Annotated in this window: 14 protein-coding genes; 8 read left to right on the top strand and 6 right to left on the bottom strand. The window is 70.2% G+C overall.

The window, feature by feature from the left end; genetic code table 11:
* Positions 1-70 precede the first annotated feature (70 nt).
* The 3 genes from ACLBXP_RS15775 (at position 71) to ACLBXP_RS15765 (ending at position 2,450) form a co-directional block, all read left to right on the top strand.
* The gene (locus ACLBXP_RS15775) at positions 71-1,738 is read left to right on the top strand and encodes a serine hydrolase (protein WP_447668681.1); all 1,668 of its coding nucleotides are present in this window, start codon (positions 71-73) and stop codon (positions 1,736-1,738) included.
* A 74-nt stretch (positions 1,739-1,812) separates the two neighbouring features.
* Positions 1,813-1,983, top strand: coding sequence for a YqaE/Pmp3 family membrane protein (locus ACLBXP_RS15770; protein ID WP_447668680.1), 171 nt, complete (start codon positions 1,813-1,815; stop codon positions 1,981-1,983).
* Complete coding sequence (locus tag ACLBXP_RS15765) at positions 1,983-2,450, top strand: hypothetical protein (RefSeq protein ID WP_447668679.1); 468 nt, start codon at positions 1,983-1,985, stop codon at positions 2,448-2,450. Before ACLBXP_RS15770 ends, ACLBXP_RS15765 begins: the two co-directional genes overlap by 1 nt.
* 4 nt (positions 2,451-2,454) lie before the next feature.
* On the opposite strand, the gene ACLBXP_RS15760 is transcribed toward ACLBXP_RS15765, so the two are convergent.
* From ACLBXP_RS15760 to ACLBXP_RS15740, 5 genes are all read right to left on the bottom strand, one after another.
* The gene (locus ACLBXP_RS15760; protein WP_447668678.1) at positions 2,455-3,888 is read right to left on the bottom strand and encodes a mannose-1-phosphate guanylyltransferase/mannose-6-phosphate isomerase; all 1,434 of its coding nucleotides are present in this window, start codon (positions 3,886-3,888) and stop codon (positions 2,455-2,457) included.
* Between the two features lie 32 nt (positions 3,889-3,920).
* On the bottom strand, positions 3,921-6,086 hold the full coding sequence (gene scpA, locus ACLBXP_RS15755; protein WP_447668677.1) for a methylmalonyl-CoA mutase: 2,166 nt from the start codon (positions 6,084-6,086) through the stop codon (positions 3,921-3,923).
* A gap of 108 nt (positions 6,087-6,194) precedes the next feature.
* Positions 6,195-6,458 (bottom strand): hypothetical protein, encoded by a 264-nt coding sequence (locus tag ACLBXP_RS15750; protein WP_447668676.1) that lies wholly within the window; start codon positions 6,456-6,458, stop codon positions 6,195-6,197.
* Between the two features lie 64 nt (positions 6,459-6,522).
* A complete protein-coding gene (gene lepA / locus ACLBXP_RS15745; protein WP_447668675.1) occupies positions 6,523-8,328 on the bottom strand; it encodes a translation elongation factor 4 in 1,806 nt (601 codons plus the stop codon).
* Positions 8,329-8,445: 117 nt separating this feature from the next.
* Positions 8,446-9,204, bottom strand: a complete 759-nt coding sequence (locus tag ACLBXP_RS15740) for a HugZ family pyridoxamine 5'-phosphate oxidase (protein ID WP_447668674.1) — start codon at positions 9,202-9,204, stop codon at positions 8,446-8,448.
* A 276-nt stretch (positions 9,205-9,480) separates the two neighbouring features.
* Here ACLBXP_RS15740 and ACLBXP_RS15735 point away from each other — a divergent pair, with 276 nt between their 5' ends.
* From ACLBXP_RS15735 to ACLBXP_RS15715, 5 genes are all read left to right on the top strand, one after another.
* On the top strand, positions 9,481-10,191 hold the full coding sequence (locus ACLBXP_RS15735) for a response regulator transcription factor (RefSeq protein ID WP_447668673.1): 711 nt from the start codon (positions 9,481-9,483) through the stop codon (positions 10,189-10,191).
* A 51-nt stretch (positions 10,192-10,242) separates the two neighbouring features.
* The gene (locus tag ACLBXP_RS15730; protein ID WP_447668672.1) at positions 10,243-12,015 is read left to right on the top strand and encodes a stimulus-sensing domain-containing protein; all 1,773 of its coding nucleotides are present in this window, start codon (positions 10,243-10,245) and stop codon (positions 12,013-12,015) included.
* A 4-nt stretch (positions 12,016-12,019) separates the two neighbouring features.
* Positions 12,020-12,556: an HPr kinase/phosphorylase gene (locus tag ACLBXP_RS15725; RefSeq protein ID WP_447668671.1), complete on the top strand. Its 537-nt coding sequence runs from the start codon at positions 12,020-12,022 to the stop codon at positions 12,554-12,556.
* A gap of 100 nt (positions 12,557-12,656) precedes the next feature.
* Complete coding sequence (locus ACLBXP_RS15720; protein ID WP_447668670.1) at positions 12,657-13,058, top strand: PTS sugar transporter subunit IIA; 402 nt, start codon at positions 12,657-12,659, stop codon at positions 13,056-13,058.
* 106 nt (positions 13,059-13,164) lie between these two features.
* Complete coding sequence (locus ACLBXP_RS15715; protein ID WP_447668669.1) at positions 13,165-13,482, top strand: HPr family phosphocarrier protein; 318 nt, start codon at positions 13,165-13,167, stop codon at positions 13,480-13,482.
* A gap of 255 nt (positions 13,483-13,737) precedes the next feature.
* Here ACLBXP_RS15715 and ACLBXP_RS15710 read toward each other — a convergent pair whose 3' ends face one another.
* Positions 13,738-14,811: a CobW family GTP-binding protein gene (locus ACLBXP_RS15710; RefSeq protein ID WP_447668668.1), complete on the bottom strand. Its 1,074-nt coding sequence runs from the start codon at positions 14,809-14,811 to the stop codon at positions 13,738-13,740.
* Positions 14,812-14,840 lie beyond the last annotated feature (29 nt).

Genomic DNA, 14,840 nt, shown 5'->3' with positions numbered 1-14,840 from the left:
AGCCATGCGGACGCGGTTTGGCCCCAATGCCGCGAGAGCGTGGCAGCACCCACAGGAGACCCGCAGCACCGTGGCAACCCGGATCGTCCTGCTTCTGATCCTCCTCCTCGCATCCGGCGCATCCCGCGCCGGGGATCCACCCGGATACGCCGACCGCGCCGAGGCGCTGATCGCCCCTTACCGGGATGCCGGGCTGTTCTCCGGTGCGGTGCTGGTGGCTCACCGGGGCGAGCCGGTCTTCCGGGCGGCCTACGGCCTCGCCAACCGCGAGTGGAGCATCCCGAACGCGCCCGAGACCCGGTTCCGGGTCGGCTCCATCACCAAGCAGTTCACCGCCGCCGCGATCCTGCAGCTCGCCGAGGCCGGCCGCCTCGGGCTCGATGATCCCGTCGGACGCTACTACGCGGAAGCACCCGCGACGTGGGGCGCCGTCACGATCCGGATGCTCCTGACCCATTCCTCGGGCATCCCGAGCTACACCAACCTGCCGGACTACTACGCCCGCATCCAGCGCATCGAGATGAGCCCCCGCGCCATCGTCGGCCTCACGGCCGACCGGCCGCTGCTGTTCCCGCCCGGCACGGCCTTCGACTACGACAACACCGGCTACGTGCTCCTCGGCCTCGTCATCGAGGCGGCCTCCGGCCTCCCCTTCGACCGCTACGTCCGCGAGCGCATCCTCGATCCGCTCGGGATGACGGAGACCGGCTACGACGATGCCGGCGCGATCCTGCCGCGACGGGCCTCTGGCTATCGACACGCCGGGGGCGGCTGGCGGAACGCCGCGCCGCTCGCATCCAGCATCCCCTACGCGGCCGGGGGCTTCTACTCGACGGTCGACGACCTCAATGCCTGGGACCGCGCACTCTTCTCCGGGCGGGTCGTCGGCCCGGCATCCCTCGACGCCATGTTCCACGATGCCGGCCACGGCTACGGGCTCGGCTGGTACATCGGCACCGCCAACCGCCACCGGCTCTGGTCGCATGGTGGAAACCTCGCCGGCTTCCTGACCATCAAGGACCGCTACCCGGACGACGATCTCACGGTGCTGGTGCTCGCCAACACCGAGACCGCCCCGGCCCAGACCATCGCACGCGCCCTCGCGGCGCTCTGGTTCGGCGTAGACGAGGCGGAGACGGCCGTCGTCCTCGAGCCGGAGATCATGGACCGCTACGCCGGCTCGTATCGCCTCGACAACGGCGCACTTCTGACGCTGGCGCGGGATGGGGGCGTCCTAATCGCCCGCACGGGCTCGGAGGTCGGCACGCCGTTCCGGCCGGAGAGCGACAGGACCTTCGTCTCGCCGCTCACCGGCGCCCGCATCACCCTGGAAACCGAGCCCGAGGGCGCGCCGACCGGGCTCGTCCTGCACCGCGAGGGCGCCGAGCAGGTCGGTACGCGGATCGGGGAGGCGGACGCACGCGCCCTCGCCGAGGCGACCGAGCGGCGCCGGGCGGTGACACCCGATTTCGCCTTCCTCGACCGGCTCTGCGGCCGGTACCGCGTCGGGGCGGGCGGGGAGATCGCGGTCACCCGCGAGGGCGGGCGCCTGTTCGCTCAGCGGGCGGGCGAAGCTCGCGTCGAGCTCGTCCCGCAGGGCAGCGGGCGCTACCTCCTGCGCCTGTCCGGCACCCAGGTCTCGTTCGCGATCGCGGCCGGCGGGGCCAGCACGGGTCTCGTCCTGCATCAGGACGGCCACGACACGGCCGCCGCCCGCCTGCCCGCCGCCGAGCATTGAGCGCTCCGATGGCCGGAACGGAAACGGTTCCGCTTCGGTTGAGGGCGCAACAGCCGACATCTCCGGGAGCCCCCGTGTCCAACATCGTCCGCATCCTGCTCGCCATCTTCCTGCCGCCCATCGCGGTGCTGATCACCGCCGGGTTCGGGCTGCAGTTCCTGCTCAATATCCTGCTGACCCTGTGCTTCGGCATCCCGGGCATGATCCACGCGATCTGGATCATCATGCGCGATCGTCCGGCCTGATGCGCCTGGGCCGCTTCGGACTCGCGGCAGGGCTCGCCCTCCTCGCAGGACCGGCAGCCGCCGCGGGCCCGCCCGCCGACCTCTGCCGCGAGCTCGCCGCGTTCCTGAAGCCGCCGGGCCCGCAGGAGACCGGCACCCCATCGCCGGCCCAGGCCACCGCCGTGCAGGCGCCGGCCGAGGACAAGGGTGCGGCGAAGCCCGCGGCAAGCGGCGGCTCCCCCCAGCAGAATTCGGGGCAGAGCGGCCAGGTGACGAAGCCAGAGGGCGACAAGACCGCCCAGCCGGCGAGCGGACCGAAGCTGCCTGCCGACATCGCCTCGGAGGCTCAGGCCGCGGCCGACGCCGCCGACCCGCGCGCGTGCCGTGCCGCTGTGCAGCGGATCCGACGGGCCGGCGGGGTCGCGGTGCCGCCGCCGCTTCTGGCCCTCGGCGCCCTCGACATCCGGTTCTTCGAGATGCCGCGCTGACGCCTCAGCGTCCGTAGATGTCCTCGACGCGGACGATGTCGTCCTCGCCCGTGTAGCTGCCGACCTGGACCTCGATGAGCTCCAGCGGGATCTTGCCCGGGTTTGCGAGCCGGTGCATCGACCCGATCGGCAGATAGACCGCCTCGTTCTCGTGCACGAGCACCACCCGCTCGTCGACGGTGACCTCCGCGGTCCCGCGAACCACGACCCAGTGCTCGGCGCGATGGTAGTGCTTCTGCAGGGACAGGCGCCCGCCCGGCGTCACCATGATGCGCTTCACCTGAAAGCGCTCGCCGATGTCGATGCGCTGGTACCAGCCCCACGGCCGGTACATGCGCCGGTGGATGTCGGCCTCCGGATAGGCCTTCGCGCGCAGGACGCCGACGAGGTCCTTCACCTTCGCCGAATGGGCCTTCGCGCTGACCAGCACCGCGTCCGGCGTCGAGACCACCACGACGTCGTCGAGCCCGACGACCGCGGTGACGTGCTCGCCCTCGCTGTGGACGAGGCTGTTGCGGGTGTCGATCAGCTCGACCCGGCCGCGCAGGGCGTTTCCGGCGCCGTCCCGCTCCAGCACCTGCCAGACTGCGTCCCAGGTCCCGACATCCGACCAGGGGAAGGAGACGGGCAGCACGCCCGCGTGGGTCGTGCGCTCCATCACGGCGTAGTCGATCGAGGTCTTCGGCGCCCTCCCGAACGCGTCCGCGTCGAGGCGGACGAAATCGAGGTCGGTCTGGGCGCCCTCGAGCGCGGAGCGCGCGGCGGAGAGCACCTCCGGCGCGTAGGCTTCGAGTTCACCGATCATCACGTCGGCCCGGAACAGGAAATATCCGGAGTTCCAGAGCGCCCCGTCGCCGATCAGCCGTTCGGCGCCGGCGGCGTCCGGCTTCTCGACGAAGCGCTCCACCGCGTAGGCGTTCGGGGCCGCGGCGAGGGAACGGCCGCGGCGGATGTAGCCGTAATCGGTGGCGGGACGGGTCGGCTCGACCCCGAGGGTCATGATCGAACCTGCACGGGCTCCGACAGCCGCCGCCTCAACGGCGGCCACGAAGGCCGCGGGGTCGCCGATGACGTGATCGGCGGCGAGGATCAGCACGATGGCCTGCGGGTTCCGCCGGGCCGCGCTCAGGGCGGCGACCGCCACCGCCGCGGCGGAGTCGCGCCGCTCGGGCTCCAGCAGGATATCGGCCGACAGACCGATTTGAGCGAGCTGCTCGGCGACGATGAACCGGGCGTCCGAGTGGGTCAGCACGGTCAGGCGCCCGAACGAGCCGGGATCCGCGACGCGCCGGGCGGTGTCCTGGAAGGTCGAGGCGTCGGCGTTCACCAGGCGGGTGAACTGCTTCGGCATGCTGTCCCGGGAGGCCGGCCACAGCCGGGTCCCGGACCCTCCGCACAGGATGACGGGGACGATCGGCTCGGGTTTGCCCTCGGACATCGTCGCCTGCATCTCCTGCTCCGGGCGCGCCGCTATTCGGCGGCCTCACGCGCGGCATAACCCAACCGCTCGTTGAGTTCGCCGATGAGTTTCACGGCCGCATCAGCAATCACCGTGCCGGGCGGGAAGATCGCCGAGGCGCCGGCGGCGTAGAGCGCGTCGTAATCCCCGGGCGGGATCACGCCCCCGATCACGATCATGACGTCCTCGCGGCCAGCCTCCGCGAGCGCCGCCTTCAGCTCGGGAACGAGGGTCAGGTGGCCCGCGGCGAGGGAGGAGACGCCGACGATGTGCACGTCGTTCTCCACGGCCTGACGCGCAGCCTCGGCGGGCGTCGCGAAGAGCGGCCCGATGTCGACGTCGAAGCCGAGATCGGCGAAGGCCGAGGCGATCACCTTCTGGCCGCGGTCGTGCCCGTCCTGGCCCATCTTCGCAACGAGGATGCGGGGCCTGCGGCCGTCGCTCTCCTCGAAGGCCTCCACGAGCCCGCGCACCTGCTCAACCACCGGCGACATGCCACCCACCTCCCGCTTGTAGACGCCCGAGATCGAGCGGATCTCCGCCCGGTGCCGACCCCAGGCCTTCTCCAGCGCCTCCGAGATCTCCCCGACCGTCGCCTTGGCGCGCGCCGCGTCGACCGCGAGCGCCAGGAGGTTGCCCTCCCCGTCCGCGGCCTTCGTCAGCGCGGCGAGGCGGCGTTCCACCTCGGCCTCGTCGCGCTCGGAGCGCAGGCGCTTGAGCTTGTCGATCTGCAGGGTGCGGACGTTGCCGTTGTCGACGCGCAGGAGCTCGATCTTCATCTCGTCGTCGGGCTTGAACTTGTTGACGCCGACGATGGTCTGGCGGCCGGAATCGATCCGGGCCTGCGCGCGGGCCGCCGCCTCCTCGATGCGGAGCTTCGGGATGCCGGCCTCGATGGCCTTGGCCATTCCGCCGAGCTCGTCCACCTCGCGGATGTGCTCCCAGGCGCGGGCCACGATGTCGGCGGTGAGCCGCTCCACGTAGTAGGAGCCGCCCCATGGGTCGACGATCCGGGTGGTGCCGCTCTCCTGCTGGAGGAAGAGCTGCGTGTTGCGGGCGATGCGCGCGGAGAAGTCGGTCGGCAGCGCCAGCGCCTCGTCGAGCGCGTTGGTGTGGAGCGACTGCGTGCCCCCCTGCGTCGCCGCCATCGCCTCGATGCAGGTGCGGGTGACGTTGTTGAACACGTCCTGCGCGGTGAGCGACCATCCGCTCGTCTGCGAGTGGGTACGCAGCGGCAGCGACTTGTCGGACTTCGGATCGAACCCCTTCACGAGCTTGGCCCAGATCAGGCGCGCAGCCCGCATCTTGGCGACCTCCATGAAGAAGTTCGTCGAGATCGCCCAGAAGAACGACAGGCGCGGCGCGAACTGGTCGATCGTCAGGCCGGCCGCGAGACCCGCCTTGATGTACTCGACGCCGTCGGCGAGCGTGTAGGCGAGCTCCAGGTCGTTCGTCGCCCCGGCCTCCTGCATGTGGTAGCCGGAGATCGAGATGGAATTGAACTTCGGCATGTTCGCCGAGGTGTAGGCGAAGATGTCCGAGATGATCCGCATCGATCCCTTCGGGGGATAGATGTAGGTGTTGCGGACCATGAACTCCTTGAGGATGTCGTTCTGAATCGTTCCGGCGAGCTTGCCCGGCGGCACGCCCTGCTCCTCGGCGGCCACGATGTAGAGCGCGAGGATCGGCAGCACCGCGCCGTTCATCGTCATCGACACCGTCATCTCGTCGAGCGGGATGCCGGAGAAGAGCGTGCGCATGTCGTAGATCGAGTCGATCGCGACACCCGCCATGCCGACGTCGCCGGACACGCGCGGATGGTCCGAATCGTAGCCGCGGTGGGTGGCGAGGTCGAACGCCACCGAGAGGCCCTTCTGCCCGGCCGCGAGGTTGCGCCGGTAGAAGGCGTTCGAATCCTCGGCCGTCGAGAAGCCGGCATATTGCCGGATCGTCCAGGGCTGGGTGACGTACATGGTCGGGTAGGGCCCGCGCAGGAACGGCGCGAGTCCCGGATAGGTGTTCAGGAACTCCAGACCCTCCCGGTCCCCGGGGCCGTACCGGCCCTTCACGGGGATCCCCTCGGGAGTCATCCAGGGCTCGCCGGCCGGCGGCACGCCCGCCGCCACCGCCTCAGGCGCGTAGGCGATCGTGGCGAAGTCGGGGATGCGGGAGGTCATGCGTGCGCTCGTGCCGGAATTCCGATGCGCGCATTATAGGCAAGGCGGGGGGGAGGGCTACTCCCACTCTGGTCGACCTCCGCCCTGCCGGGCCGTCCCCTAAGGGCGTCAGGAGCCCGTCGGGCCGCTTGCGATCCACGACCGTCGCGCCAGCCGGCCCTGCTCGACGTGCCAGCGGGCCTCCGCGACGGCGAGGCTCAGGCGGCGAATGCGCCAGCGGCGATAGAGCGCGAGGAGCGGGTTCCGGGCCGGTCGCGCCTCGTAACGGCGCAGGCGCCCGAGAAGGTCCGGCAGGCAGGCACCGGCCGCCTCCCCCGTGGCGATGTCGATCGCGCGCAACTGGCGATGAAGGTCGGCTTTCCAGTCGTCCATGGGAGCGCCTCCCGCGCGGCGCCGAGGATGCGCCGTCGCGCGGGCGCGTCAACCCAGGTCGCGCTCAGTCGTCCATCTTGAGGGCGGCGATGAAGGCTTCCTGCGGGATCTCCACGCGGCCGAACTGGCGCATGCGCTTCTTGCCCTCCTTCTGCTTGTCGAGGAGCTTGCGCTTGCGGGAGATGTCGCCGCCGTAGCACTTGGCGGTGACGTCCTTCGACAGCGCTCGGATCGTCTCGCGGGCGATGATCTTGCCGCCGATCGCCGCCTGGACGGGGATCTGGAACAGGTGGCGGGGGATCAGGTCCTTCAGCTTCTCGCACATGGCGCGCCCGCGCGACTCGGCGCGGGTGCGGTGGACGAGCATCGACAGGGCGTCCACGGGCTCGGCATTGACGAGGAGCGACATCTTCACGAGGTCGCCCTCGCGGTAGTCGGAGACGTGGTAGTCGAACGAGGCGTAGCCCTTCGAGATCGACTTCAGGCGGTCGTAGAAATCGAACACCACCTCGTTGAGCGGCAGGTCGTAGACGACCATGGCGCGCTTGCCGACGTAGTTCAGGTCGATCTGGATGCCGCGCCGGTCCTGGCAGAGCTTGAGCACGCCGCCGAGGTACTCGTCGGGCGTGAGGATCGTCGCCCGGATCCACGGCTCCTCGATCGTCTCGATCTTCATCACGTCCGGCATGTCCGCCGGGTTGTGCAGCTCCTTCAGTTCGCCGTCGCGCATCAGCAGGCGATAGACGACGGAGGGGGCCGTCGAGATCAGGTCGAGGTTGAACTCGCGCTCCAGCCGTTCCTGGATGATCTCGAGGTGGAGGAGGCCGAGGAAGCCGCAGCGGAAGCCGAAGCCGAGCGCCGCGCTCGTCTCCATCTCGTAGGAGAAGCTCGCATCGTTGAGACGGAGCTTGCCCATGGCCGAGCGGAGGTTCTCGAACTCGGCGGCATCGACCGGGAACAGGCCGCAGAACACCACCGCCTGCACGTCCTTGAAGCCCGCCAGCATCCCGCTCGTCGGGCGCTTGTCCTCCGTGATGGTGTCGCCGACGCGGGTGTCGGCGACCTCCTTGATCGAGGCGGTGAGGAAGCCGACCTCGCCGGGGCCGAGCTCGCTGATATCGGCCATCTTGGGCCGGAACACCCCGATCCGGTCGACGCCGTAGACGGCGTCCGCGCCCATCATCCGGATCGTCATGCCCTTCTTGAGCACGCCGTCGACGATGCGCACGAGCACGACGACGCCGAGGTAGACGTCGTACCAGCTGTCGACGAGGAGTGCCTTGAGGGGGGCCTGCCGATCACCCTTCGGAGGAGGCAGGCGCGTCACGATCGCCTCCAGCACGGCCTCGATGTTGAGGCCGGTCTTGGCCGAGATCGGCACCGCCTCGGAGGCGTCGATGCCGATCACCTCCTCGATCTGCTCCTTGATCCGGTCGGGCTCGGCCGCGGGCAGGTCGATCTTGTTGAGGACGGGTACGATCTCGTGGTTGGCGTCGAGCGCCTGGTAGACGTTGGCGAGCGTCTGCGCCTCGACGCCCTGGGAGGCGTCGACCACGAGGAGCGACCCCTCGCAGGCGGCGAGCGAGCGCGAGACCTCGTAGGCGAAGTCGACGTGGCCGGGCGTGTCCATCAGGTTGAGGACGTAGTCCTGGCCGTCTTCGGCCTTGTACTCGAGGCGGACGGTGTTGGCCTTGATGGTGATGCCGCGCTCGCGCTCGATGTCCATCGAGTCGAGCATCTGCTCGCTCATGTCCCGCAGCGCCACGGTGCCGGTCGCCTGGATCAGGCGGTCGGCGAGCGTCGACTTGCCGTGGTCGATGTGGGCGACGATCGAGAAGTTGCGGATGTTGGGGATCGGTGACGCGGTCATCGGCACGGGTCTCCGGTGCGGCCGACCTCGGCCGCGAGGCGGAGCGCACCGTGTGATGTCGGGAAGCTTTGGCCGTGCAGATAGCAGCGCGGCTCCGGCCCGCCAAGCGCGGGCGCCTCAGCCCTCCGCGCGGGCCGCGGTCGCCATCTGGACCAGAACCTTGCGAAGCGCACCCATGTCCCGCACCGGGCTCGGGTAGACGACCCGGGCTGTGCGGTCGCCGGCCATCAGGTCGAGCCCCTCGGGGTCGAGGCCCGTGAGCCGCCAGGCGCCCTCCCCCTCGGCGCGGGCGTAGAGTGCCAGTGCATCCGCGTGGTCCGCGTTCATGTGCTCGATGGCGCCGCGCTCGCCGGCCACCATCGCCTCGGCGCCGGCCAGATCGAGGAGAAGCTCGTCGCGCGTCAGGGTCGCGGCCTTGGCGAATCCGCCGTTGAGGTGGCCGGAATCCGGCGCCAGGGCGAAGAAGCCGAAGTCGGGGAAGTCAGCGTAGAGCTTCGCTTTCGGGTGACGGGCGAGGAAGCGCTCGCGGATGCGCGGCTCGTCGGTGCGGGCGGCGCGCCCCACCACGGTGAGGCGAGGGTGCGCCAGCGGATCGCCCTTGCCGGTGGCGCTGAACAGGAGCGAGCAGCGGGGATCGGCATCGAGGTTGCGGGTGTGGCCGGACAGGCGGGAGAGCAGCATCAGCGGCGTCCCATCGGCATCGGTCGCGATTGTGACGAGCGAGGCGAAGGCGGTACCGCTCTCGGCGTCGAGGGTCGCCAACGCGCCGGATCGGATGCCGCGGAGGAGCTGGCGGGCGAGGCCGATCGCGTCGAAGGGCGCTTCCGCCGCGGGCAGGGGTCGCGCGGGCCCCCGTCCGGTCTCGTTCTCGCCCATCCGGTCCTCCCCGCCGATCGCGTCCAGGGGATGAACATAGCGGCAGGGGACGCCTGCGCGCGAGGCGTCCGACCCGCGACCTGTTGGCCGCTTACGGCCAAGCTACGCCGGGCGCTCGCTTTTTTCGAACGATAGATTTAAAGCTCCAACCTTTCCGCGCGACACCGGCCCCGCGCCCTGCGAGGTCGCGTTCGCGTCATTGGCCGCCCCGATGGGGCCGGAGGCGGGGCGGGCCGTGCGAGGCTCGCATCCGTCTTCGCCAGTCAAGGACCGCGCATGCCGACCATCGCCCTCGTCGACGACGACCGCAACATCCTCACCTCCGTCTCGATCGCGCTCGAGACCGAGGGGTACCGGATCCAGACCTACACGGACGGCGCCTCGGCCCTCGACGGCCTGAAGCACTCGCCGCCGGACCTCGCGATCTTCGACATCAAGATGCCGCGCATGGACGGGATGGAGCTTCTGCGGCGGCTGCGGCAGAAATCGGACCTGCCGGTGATCTTCCTCACCTCGAAGGACGAGGAGATCGATGAACTGTTCGGCCTGAAGATGGGGGCCGACGACTTCATCCATAAGCCGTTCTCGCAGCGCCTCCTGGTGGAGCGCGTCAAGGCGGTGCTGCGCCGCTTCGCGCCCAAGGACGGGCCCGGCGCCGCCGCGCGTGAGGCCGACGCGGCCGCCCGCTCCCTGGAGCGCGGCATGCTGATGATGGACCCGGAGCGCCATACCTGCACCTGGAAGGGCGAGGCGGTGACGCTCACCGTCACCGAGTTCCTGATCCTCCAGGCGCTCGCCCACCGGCCCGGCGTCGTGAAGAGCCGGAACGCCTTGATGGACGCGGCCTACGACGATCAGGTCTACGTGGACGACCGCACTATCGACAGCCACATCAAGCGCCTGCGCAAGAAGTTCAAGGTGGTGGACACGAGCTTCGACATGATCGAGACGCTCTACGGCGTCGGCTACCGCTTCAAGGAGAGCTGACGCTCGGGGTCGCCGGCCTTGCCTCGATCCTCCTTCGCGCCCAGGAACGCCGTGCCTGCCGAAACCGACGAAGCCCCGCACGGCGGTCCTCTCAGGTGGCCGCGCGACCTCTGGCGCGCGGTCGGCCAGCGCGCCTCGTCGAGCCTGACCCGGCGCATCGTCGTCCTGAACCTCGTCGGCCTGTTCGCGCTCCTCCTCGGGTTCCTCTACCTGAACCAGTTCCGCCAGGGCCTGATCCAGGCACGTGTGCAGAGCCTGCTGATCCAGGGCGAGATCATTGCGGGCGCCATCGCGTCCTCGGCCTCGGTCGACACGGACGCGATCCGGATCGACCCGGACAAGCTCCTCCAGCTGCAGGCGGGCGAGAACGCGGCCGCCGAGGAGGACCCCTCGCCCCTCGCCTTCTCCCTCAACCCCGAGCGGGTCGCTCCCCTGCTGCGGAGGCTCGTGACCCCGACCGGCAACCGGGCGCGGGTCTATGATCAGGAGGGGGGCCTCCTGTTCGACACCCGCTCCCTCTTCAACCGCCAGGACGGCAACCGACCGGAACCCGCGACCGCGAAGCCGATGAAACCGAACGCCCTGGAGCGGCTGACGGACTGGATCCAGACGCGGGTCCTCGGCGAGCGCAAGACTGTCCACGAGGAGGTCGGCCCCACCAACGGCCATTCGCTGCGGGAGGTGCAGACGGCCCTGGGCGGCGCCCGCGGCACCATCGTGCGCCGCAACGAGGGCGGGGAGACCCTGGTGTCGGTCGCGGTCCCGATCCAGCGGGCCGGCACGGTGCGGGGCGCCTTGATGCTCTCGACGCAGGGCGACCAGATCGACCGGGTGATCGCCTCCGAGCGCTTCGGCCTCGTGCAGGTCTTCGTCGTCGCGGCCCTCGTGATGGTGGTGCTGTCGATCCTGCTCGCGGGCGCCATCGCGGGCCCGGTCCGCCGCCTCGCGGAGGCCGCCGAGAAGGTCCGGATGGGGATCAAGACCCGCGAGGAGATCCCGGACTTCACCCGGCGCACGGACGAGATCGGCCACCTCTCGGGCGCGCTGCGGGACATGACGCAGGCGCTCTACCGGCGCATCGACGCCATCGAGAGCTTCGCGGCCGACGTCAGCCACGAACTGAAGAACCCGCTGACCTCCCTGCGCAGCGCCGTCGAGACGCTACCCCTTGCCAAGACCGACGAGTCGCGCGGCCGGTTGATGCAGATCATCCAGCACGACGTGAAGCGCCTCGACCGCCTCATCAGCGACATCGCCGACGCGTCGCGCCTCGACGCCGAGCTCGCCCGGGCCGAGGCGCGGCGGGTCGACATGCGCAAGCTGCTCACGACGGTGGTGTCGGTGGCCAACGAGCGACGGCGCCCGAAGGACGCGGCGATCCTCCTAGACGTCGAGGCGCCGGGATCCGACCAGGAGAACCCGTTCGCGATCATCGGCCACGACAGCCGCCTCGGACAGGTCGTCAACAACCTTGTGGACAACGCCCGCTCCTTCTCCCCGGCTGACGCCAAGGTGCGGATCGCCCTTCGGCGGGTCCGGGGCGAGGTGGAGCTCGTCTGCGAGGACGAGGGCCCGGGGATTCCCGAGCACGCCCTGGAGCGGATCTTCGAGCGCTTCTACACCGACAGGCCCGAGCAGGGCTTCGGCCAGAATTCCGGCCTCGGCCTGTCGATTTCCCGGCAGATCGTCCAGGCCCATCGGGGCTCCATCCGCGCCGAGAACCGCCCGGGCCCGGCCGACGAGGACGGCGAGCCGACGGTGCGGGGCGCGCGCTTCATCGTGCGCCTGCCGGCTGCCCCCCGGCAGCTCGCCGCGGCGGCCTGAGGGCGTGGCAGTCCGCACCGCCCGGCCTGCCGAAACTGTCCATGCCACCTGTCATGCCACCTGCCTCGCCGTCGGAGAGGCGGGCGTCCTGATTCGCGGGCAGGCCGGCGTGGGCAAGACCGCCCTCGCTCTCAGCCTCCTCGACCGCGCGGCGGACCGCGGCGCGGCGCTCGTCGGCGACGACCGGATCCGGCTCACCCGCTGGAACGATCGCGTCGTCGCCCGGCCCCACCCGGTCATCAGCGGACAAATCGAGGTTCGCGGCGTCGGCCTCGAAGCCGTCGCGTTCGAGCCAGCGGCGGTGCTGCGCCTCGTGGTGGATCTCGTTGCGGTTCTGCCGCGGCTGCCGGAGACGTCCGGACCTGCCGATATCCTGGGCATCGCCCTGCCCAGGCTCCTCTTCGAGACGCGCCACGTCGAGTCGGGCGTGGCCGCGTCTTTGATCCTGACGAAGCTCGGCGTTGCAGCATGGCCGCACCTTGCGCCCGAGACCGCGCGCCAAGTCCCGCCCGGTAGCGGAGTTCCCTTCGGCGTGTCATGATCGTGATGTCGTTTCGAGCAAAACGTCGCGACCGCCTTGCGCATCACCGTGCGGTGCACAAAATGGCGGCTCCGCTCACAGGGCGTCGGAAATCGCGTCGATGATTGGAATGGTGCTCGTCACCCACGGACTGCTCGCGACCGAATTCAAGGCCGCGCTTGAGCACGTGGTTGGCCCGCAGGATCAGATCGAGACCATCACGATCGGTCCCGAGGACGACATGGAGCTGCGCCGCCGGGACATCATGGCCGCGGTCTGCCGGGTCAACACCGGAAACGGCGTGGTCGTGCTCACGGACATGTTCGGCGGCACGCCGTCCAATCTTGCCCTGTCCTGTATGAACGGCGGCGCCGTCGAGGTGGTCGCCGGCATCAACCTTCCGATGCTCATCAAGCTTGCCAGCGTGCGCGACGAGGAGAGCCTCGGCGACGCCGTCCTCCACGCGCAGGAGGCCGGGCGGAAGTACATCAACGTGGCCTCCCGCGTTCTCGCTGGAAAGTAAGCTCGGCACCTGCCTTCCGTCCCGCCGCGGGATTGATTACGCACGGTGACGGCCGGCACGGGCGCAAAGTCCGCCGGACCGCAGACCGAGGAAGCGCCACAGCCCGATGAGCGAGCCCTACGACGACGATCCGCCCCCGCCGGTTCCCGAAGGAGGCGTGCTGCGGATCCTGCCGATCATCAACCGGCGCGGCCTGCACGCGAGAGCATCAGCCAAGTTCGTTCAGACCGTCGAGCGCTTCGACGCCGCCGTGACCGTGACGCGTTCGGGCGAGACCGTGGGCGGCCGCTCGATCATGGGCCTCCTCACCCTCGGCGCGGCCCAGGGGACCTCCGTGGCGGTGACCGCCGTCGGCTCCGACGCGGAGGCGGCGCTCGACGCGATCGAGGCCCTTCTCGCCAATCGGTTCGGCGAGGACGAGTAGCGCTCAGCCCGCCGACGCGCGGCGGACGCAGACAATGTTGCGCGCTGGGATGGCCGCGGGCGGAACCAGGGTGAGGCGCGGACGCTCCGGCGCATGCTCGGCGCGAACCGGCGGCTCCTTTCGGCCGCCCTCGATCAGCCTGAGACGATGCGCCATCCGTTTGGGTCCCGTATCGCGGCGATTGTCCCGATCCGGGACACGGCGACGCCCCGTCGGCGCCGGACAGGCGCCTCGCTTCAAGAGCGGTGCCGTCCTTCAGGTGCCCGGGATCGCCAGGGGATTGTTCGTCAGCGCGGCAGCGTCGGGCGCATCGAGGCGCGGCCTCCCGAGGAACGCATCCCACAAGCGCATCACGAAGTCCGGGTCGAGATCACGCACGATCAGGACGAGACGCGAGCGGCGGTCCTCGTCGGGCCATGCCTGGAGCGTCGCGGGGGCGTGGATGACGTGCTGCACGCCGTGGAGGACGAGCGGCCGCTCGGGATCCTCGGCGAGCGCGACGAGCCCTTTCAGGCGCAGCAGCTTGGGTCCGTGCGCGGAGCGCAGGAGGTCGAGGAACATGTCGAGCGCCGCCTGCGGCACCGGTGCGTCGTGCGTGAGGGCGAAAGCCCGGATGCTCGCGTCGTGCCGGTTCACGTCGCCGGGGTGGTGACCCTCCGAGGCGGCCTCGGCGCTGAGCCACGCCCGAACGTCGCCGGCCTTGCCGTCGAGGCCGAAGAAGCCGCCGAGGAGTGTCGCGCCGGGGACATCCGGCGGATCGATCGGAGCAGCCGGATTGAGCCCGCGCAGCCGTGCCCTGAGGGGTTCCAGGTCCGATGCGAGATCGGCTTTCGTCAGCACGATCCGGTCGGCTACCGCGACCTGCCGAAGCGCTTCCGGGTGCGCATCCAGGCTCGCCAGCCCGTTCACCGCATCGACGACGGCGATCACGCCCTGTAGCCGGAAGCGCAGGACGAGGTAGGGGTGGTAGATTAGCGCGTGCAGGATCGGAGCCGGGTCGGCGAGCCCGGTGGTCTCGATAACGACGCGGCGGAACGGCCGGATGCGGCCGTTGTCGCGCTTGCGTAGGAGGTCCTCGAGGGTGGCGATCAGGTCCCCCCGCACCGTGCAGCAGAGGCACCCGGCGCCGAGCAGGATCATGTCCTCGTCGACCTTCTCGATCAGCACGTGATCGAGACCGATCTCGCCGAACTCGTTGACGATGACGACGGTGTCGGCGAGCGCCTCGTCCCTGAGCAGCCGGTTGAGCAGGGTCGTCTTGCCGGCGCCAAGGAAGCCGGTGAGGACGGTGAGGGGTATCGGCTCGGGGCGGCGCAGATCCTGGGTCATGCGGCGCACCTAAGCATCCGCCGCCGGCC

Source organism: Methylobacterium sp. A54F, assembly GCF_053346035.1.
The sequence above is the reverse complement of the archived record's forward strand: the minus strand, read 5'-3'. Positions and strand labels throughout refer to the sequence as shown.

Coding starts and splice junctions, on each gene's coding strand:
- ACLBXP_RS15765 (WP_447668679.1), top strand. CDS start 1,983: ATGCGCCTGGGCCGCTTCGGACTCGCGGCAGGGCTCGCCCTCCTCGCA.
- ACLBXP_RS15760 (WP_447668678.1), bottom strand. CDS start 3,888: ATGTCCGAGGGCAAACCCGAGCCGATCGTCCCCGTCATCCTGTGCGGA.
- scpA (WP_447668677.1), bottom strand. CDS start 6,086: ATGACCTCCCGCATCCCCGACTTCGCCACGATCGCCTACGCGCCTGAG.
- ACLBXP_RS15750 (WP_447668676.1), bottom strand. CDS start 6,458: ATGGACGACTGGAAAGCCGACCTTCATCGCCAGTTGCGCGCGATCGAC.
- lepA (WP_447668675.1), bottom strand. CDS start 8,328: ATGACCGCGTCACCGATCCCCAACATCCGCAACTTCTCGATCGTCGCC.
- ACLBXP_RS15740 (WP_447668674.1), bottom strand. CDS start 9,204: ATGGGCGAGAACGAGACCGGACGGGGGCCCGCGCGACCCCTGCCCGCG.
- ACLBXP_RS15735 (WP_447668673.1), top strand. CDS start 9,481: ATGCCGACCATCGCCCTCGTCGACGACGACCGCAACATCCTCACCTCC.
- ACLBXP_RS15720 (WP_447668670.1), top strand. CDS start 12,657: ATGATTGGAATGGTGCTCGTCACCCACGGACTGCTCGCGACCGAATTC.
- ACLBXP_RS15715 (WP_447668669.1), top strand. CDS start 13,165: ATGAGCGAGCCCTACGACGACGATCCGCCCCCGCCGGTTCCCGAAGGA.
- ACLBXP_RS15710 (WP_447668668.1), bottom strand. CDS start 14,811: ATGACCCAGGATCTGCGCCGCCCCGAGCCGATACCCCTCACCGTCCTC.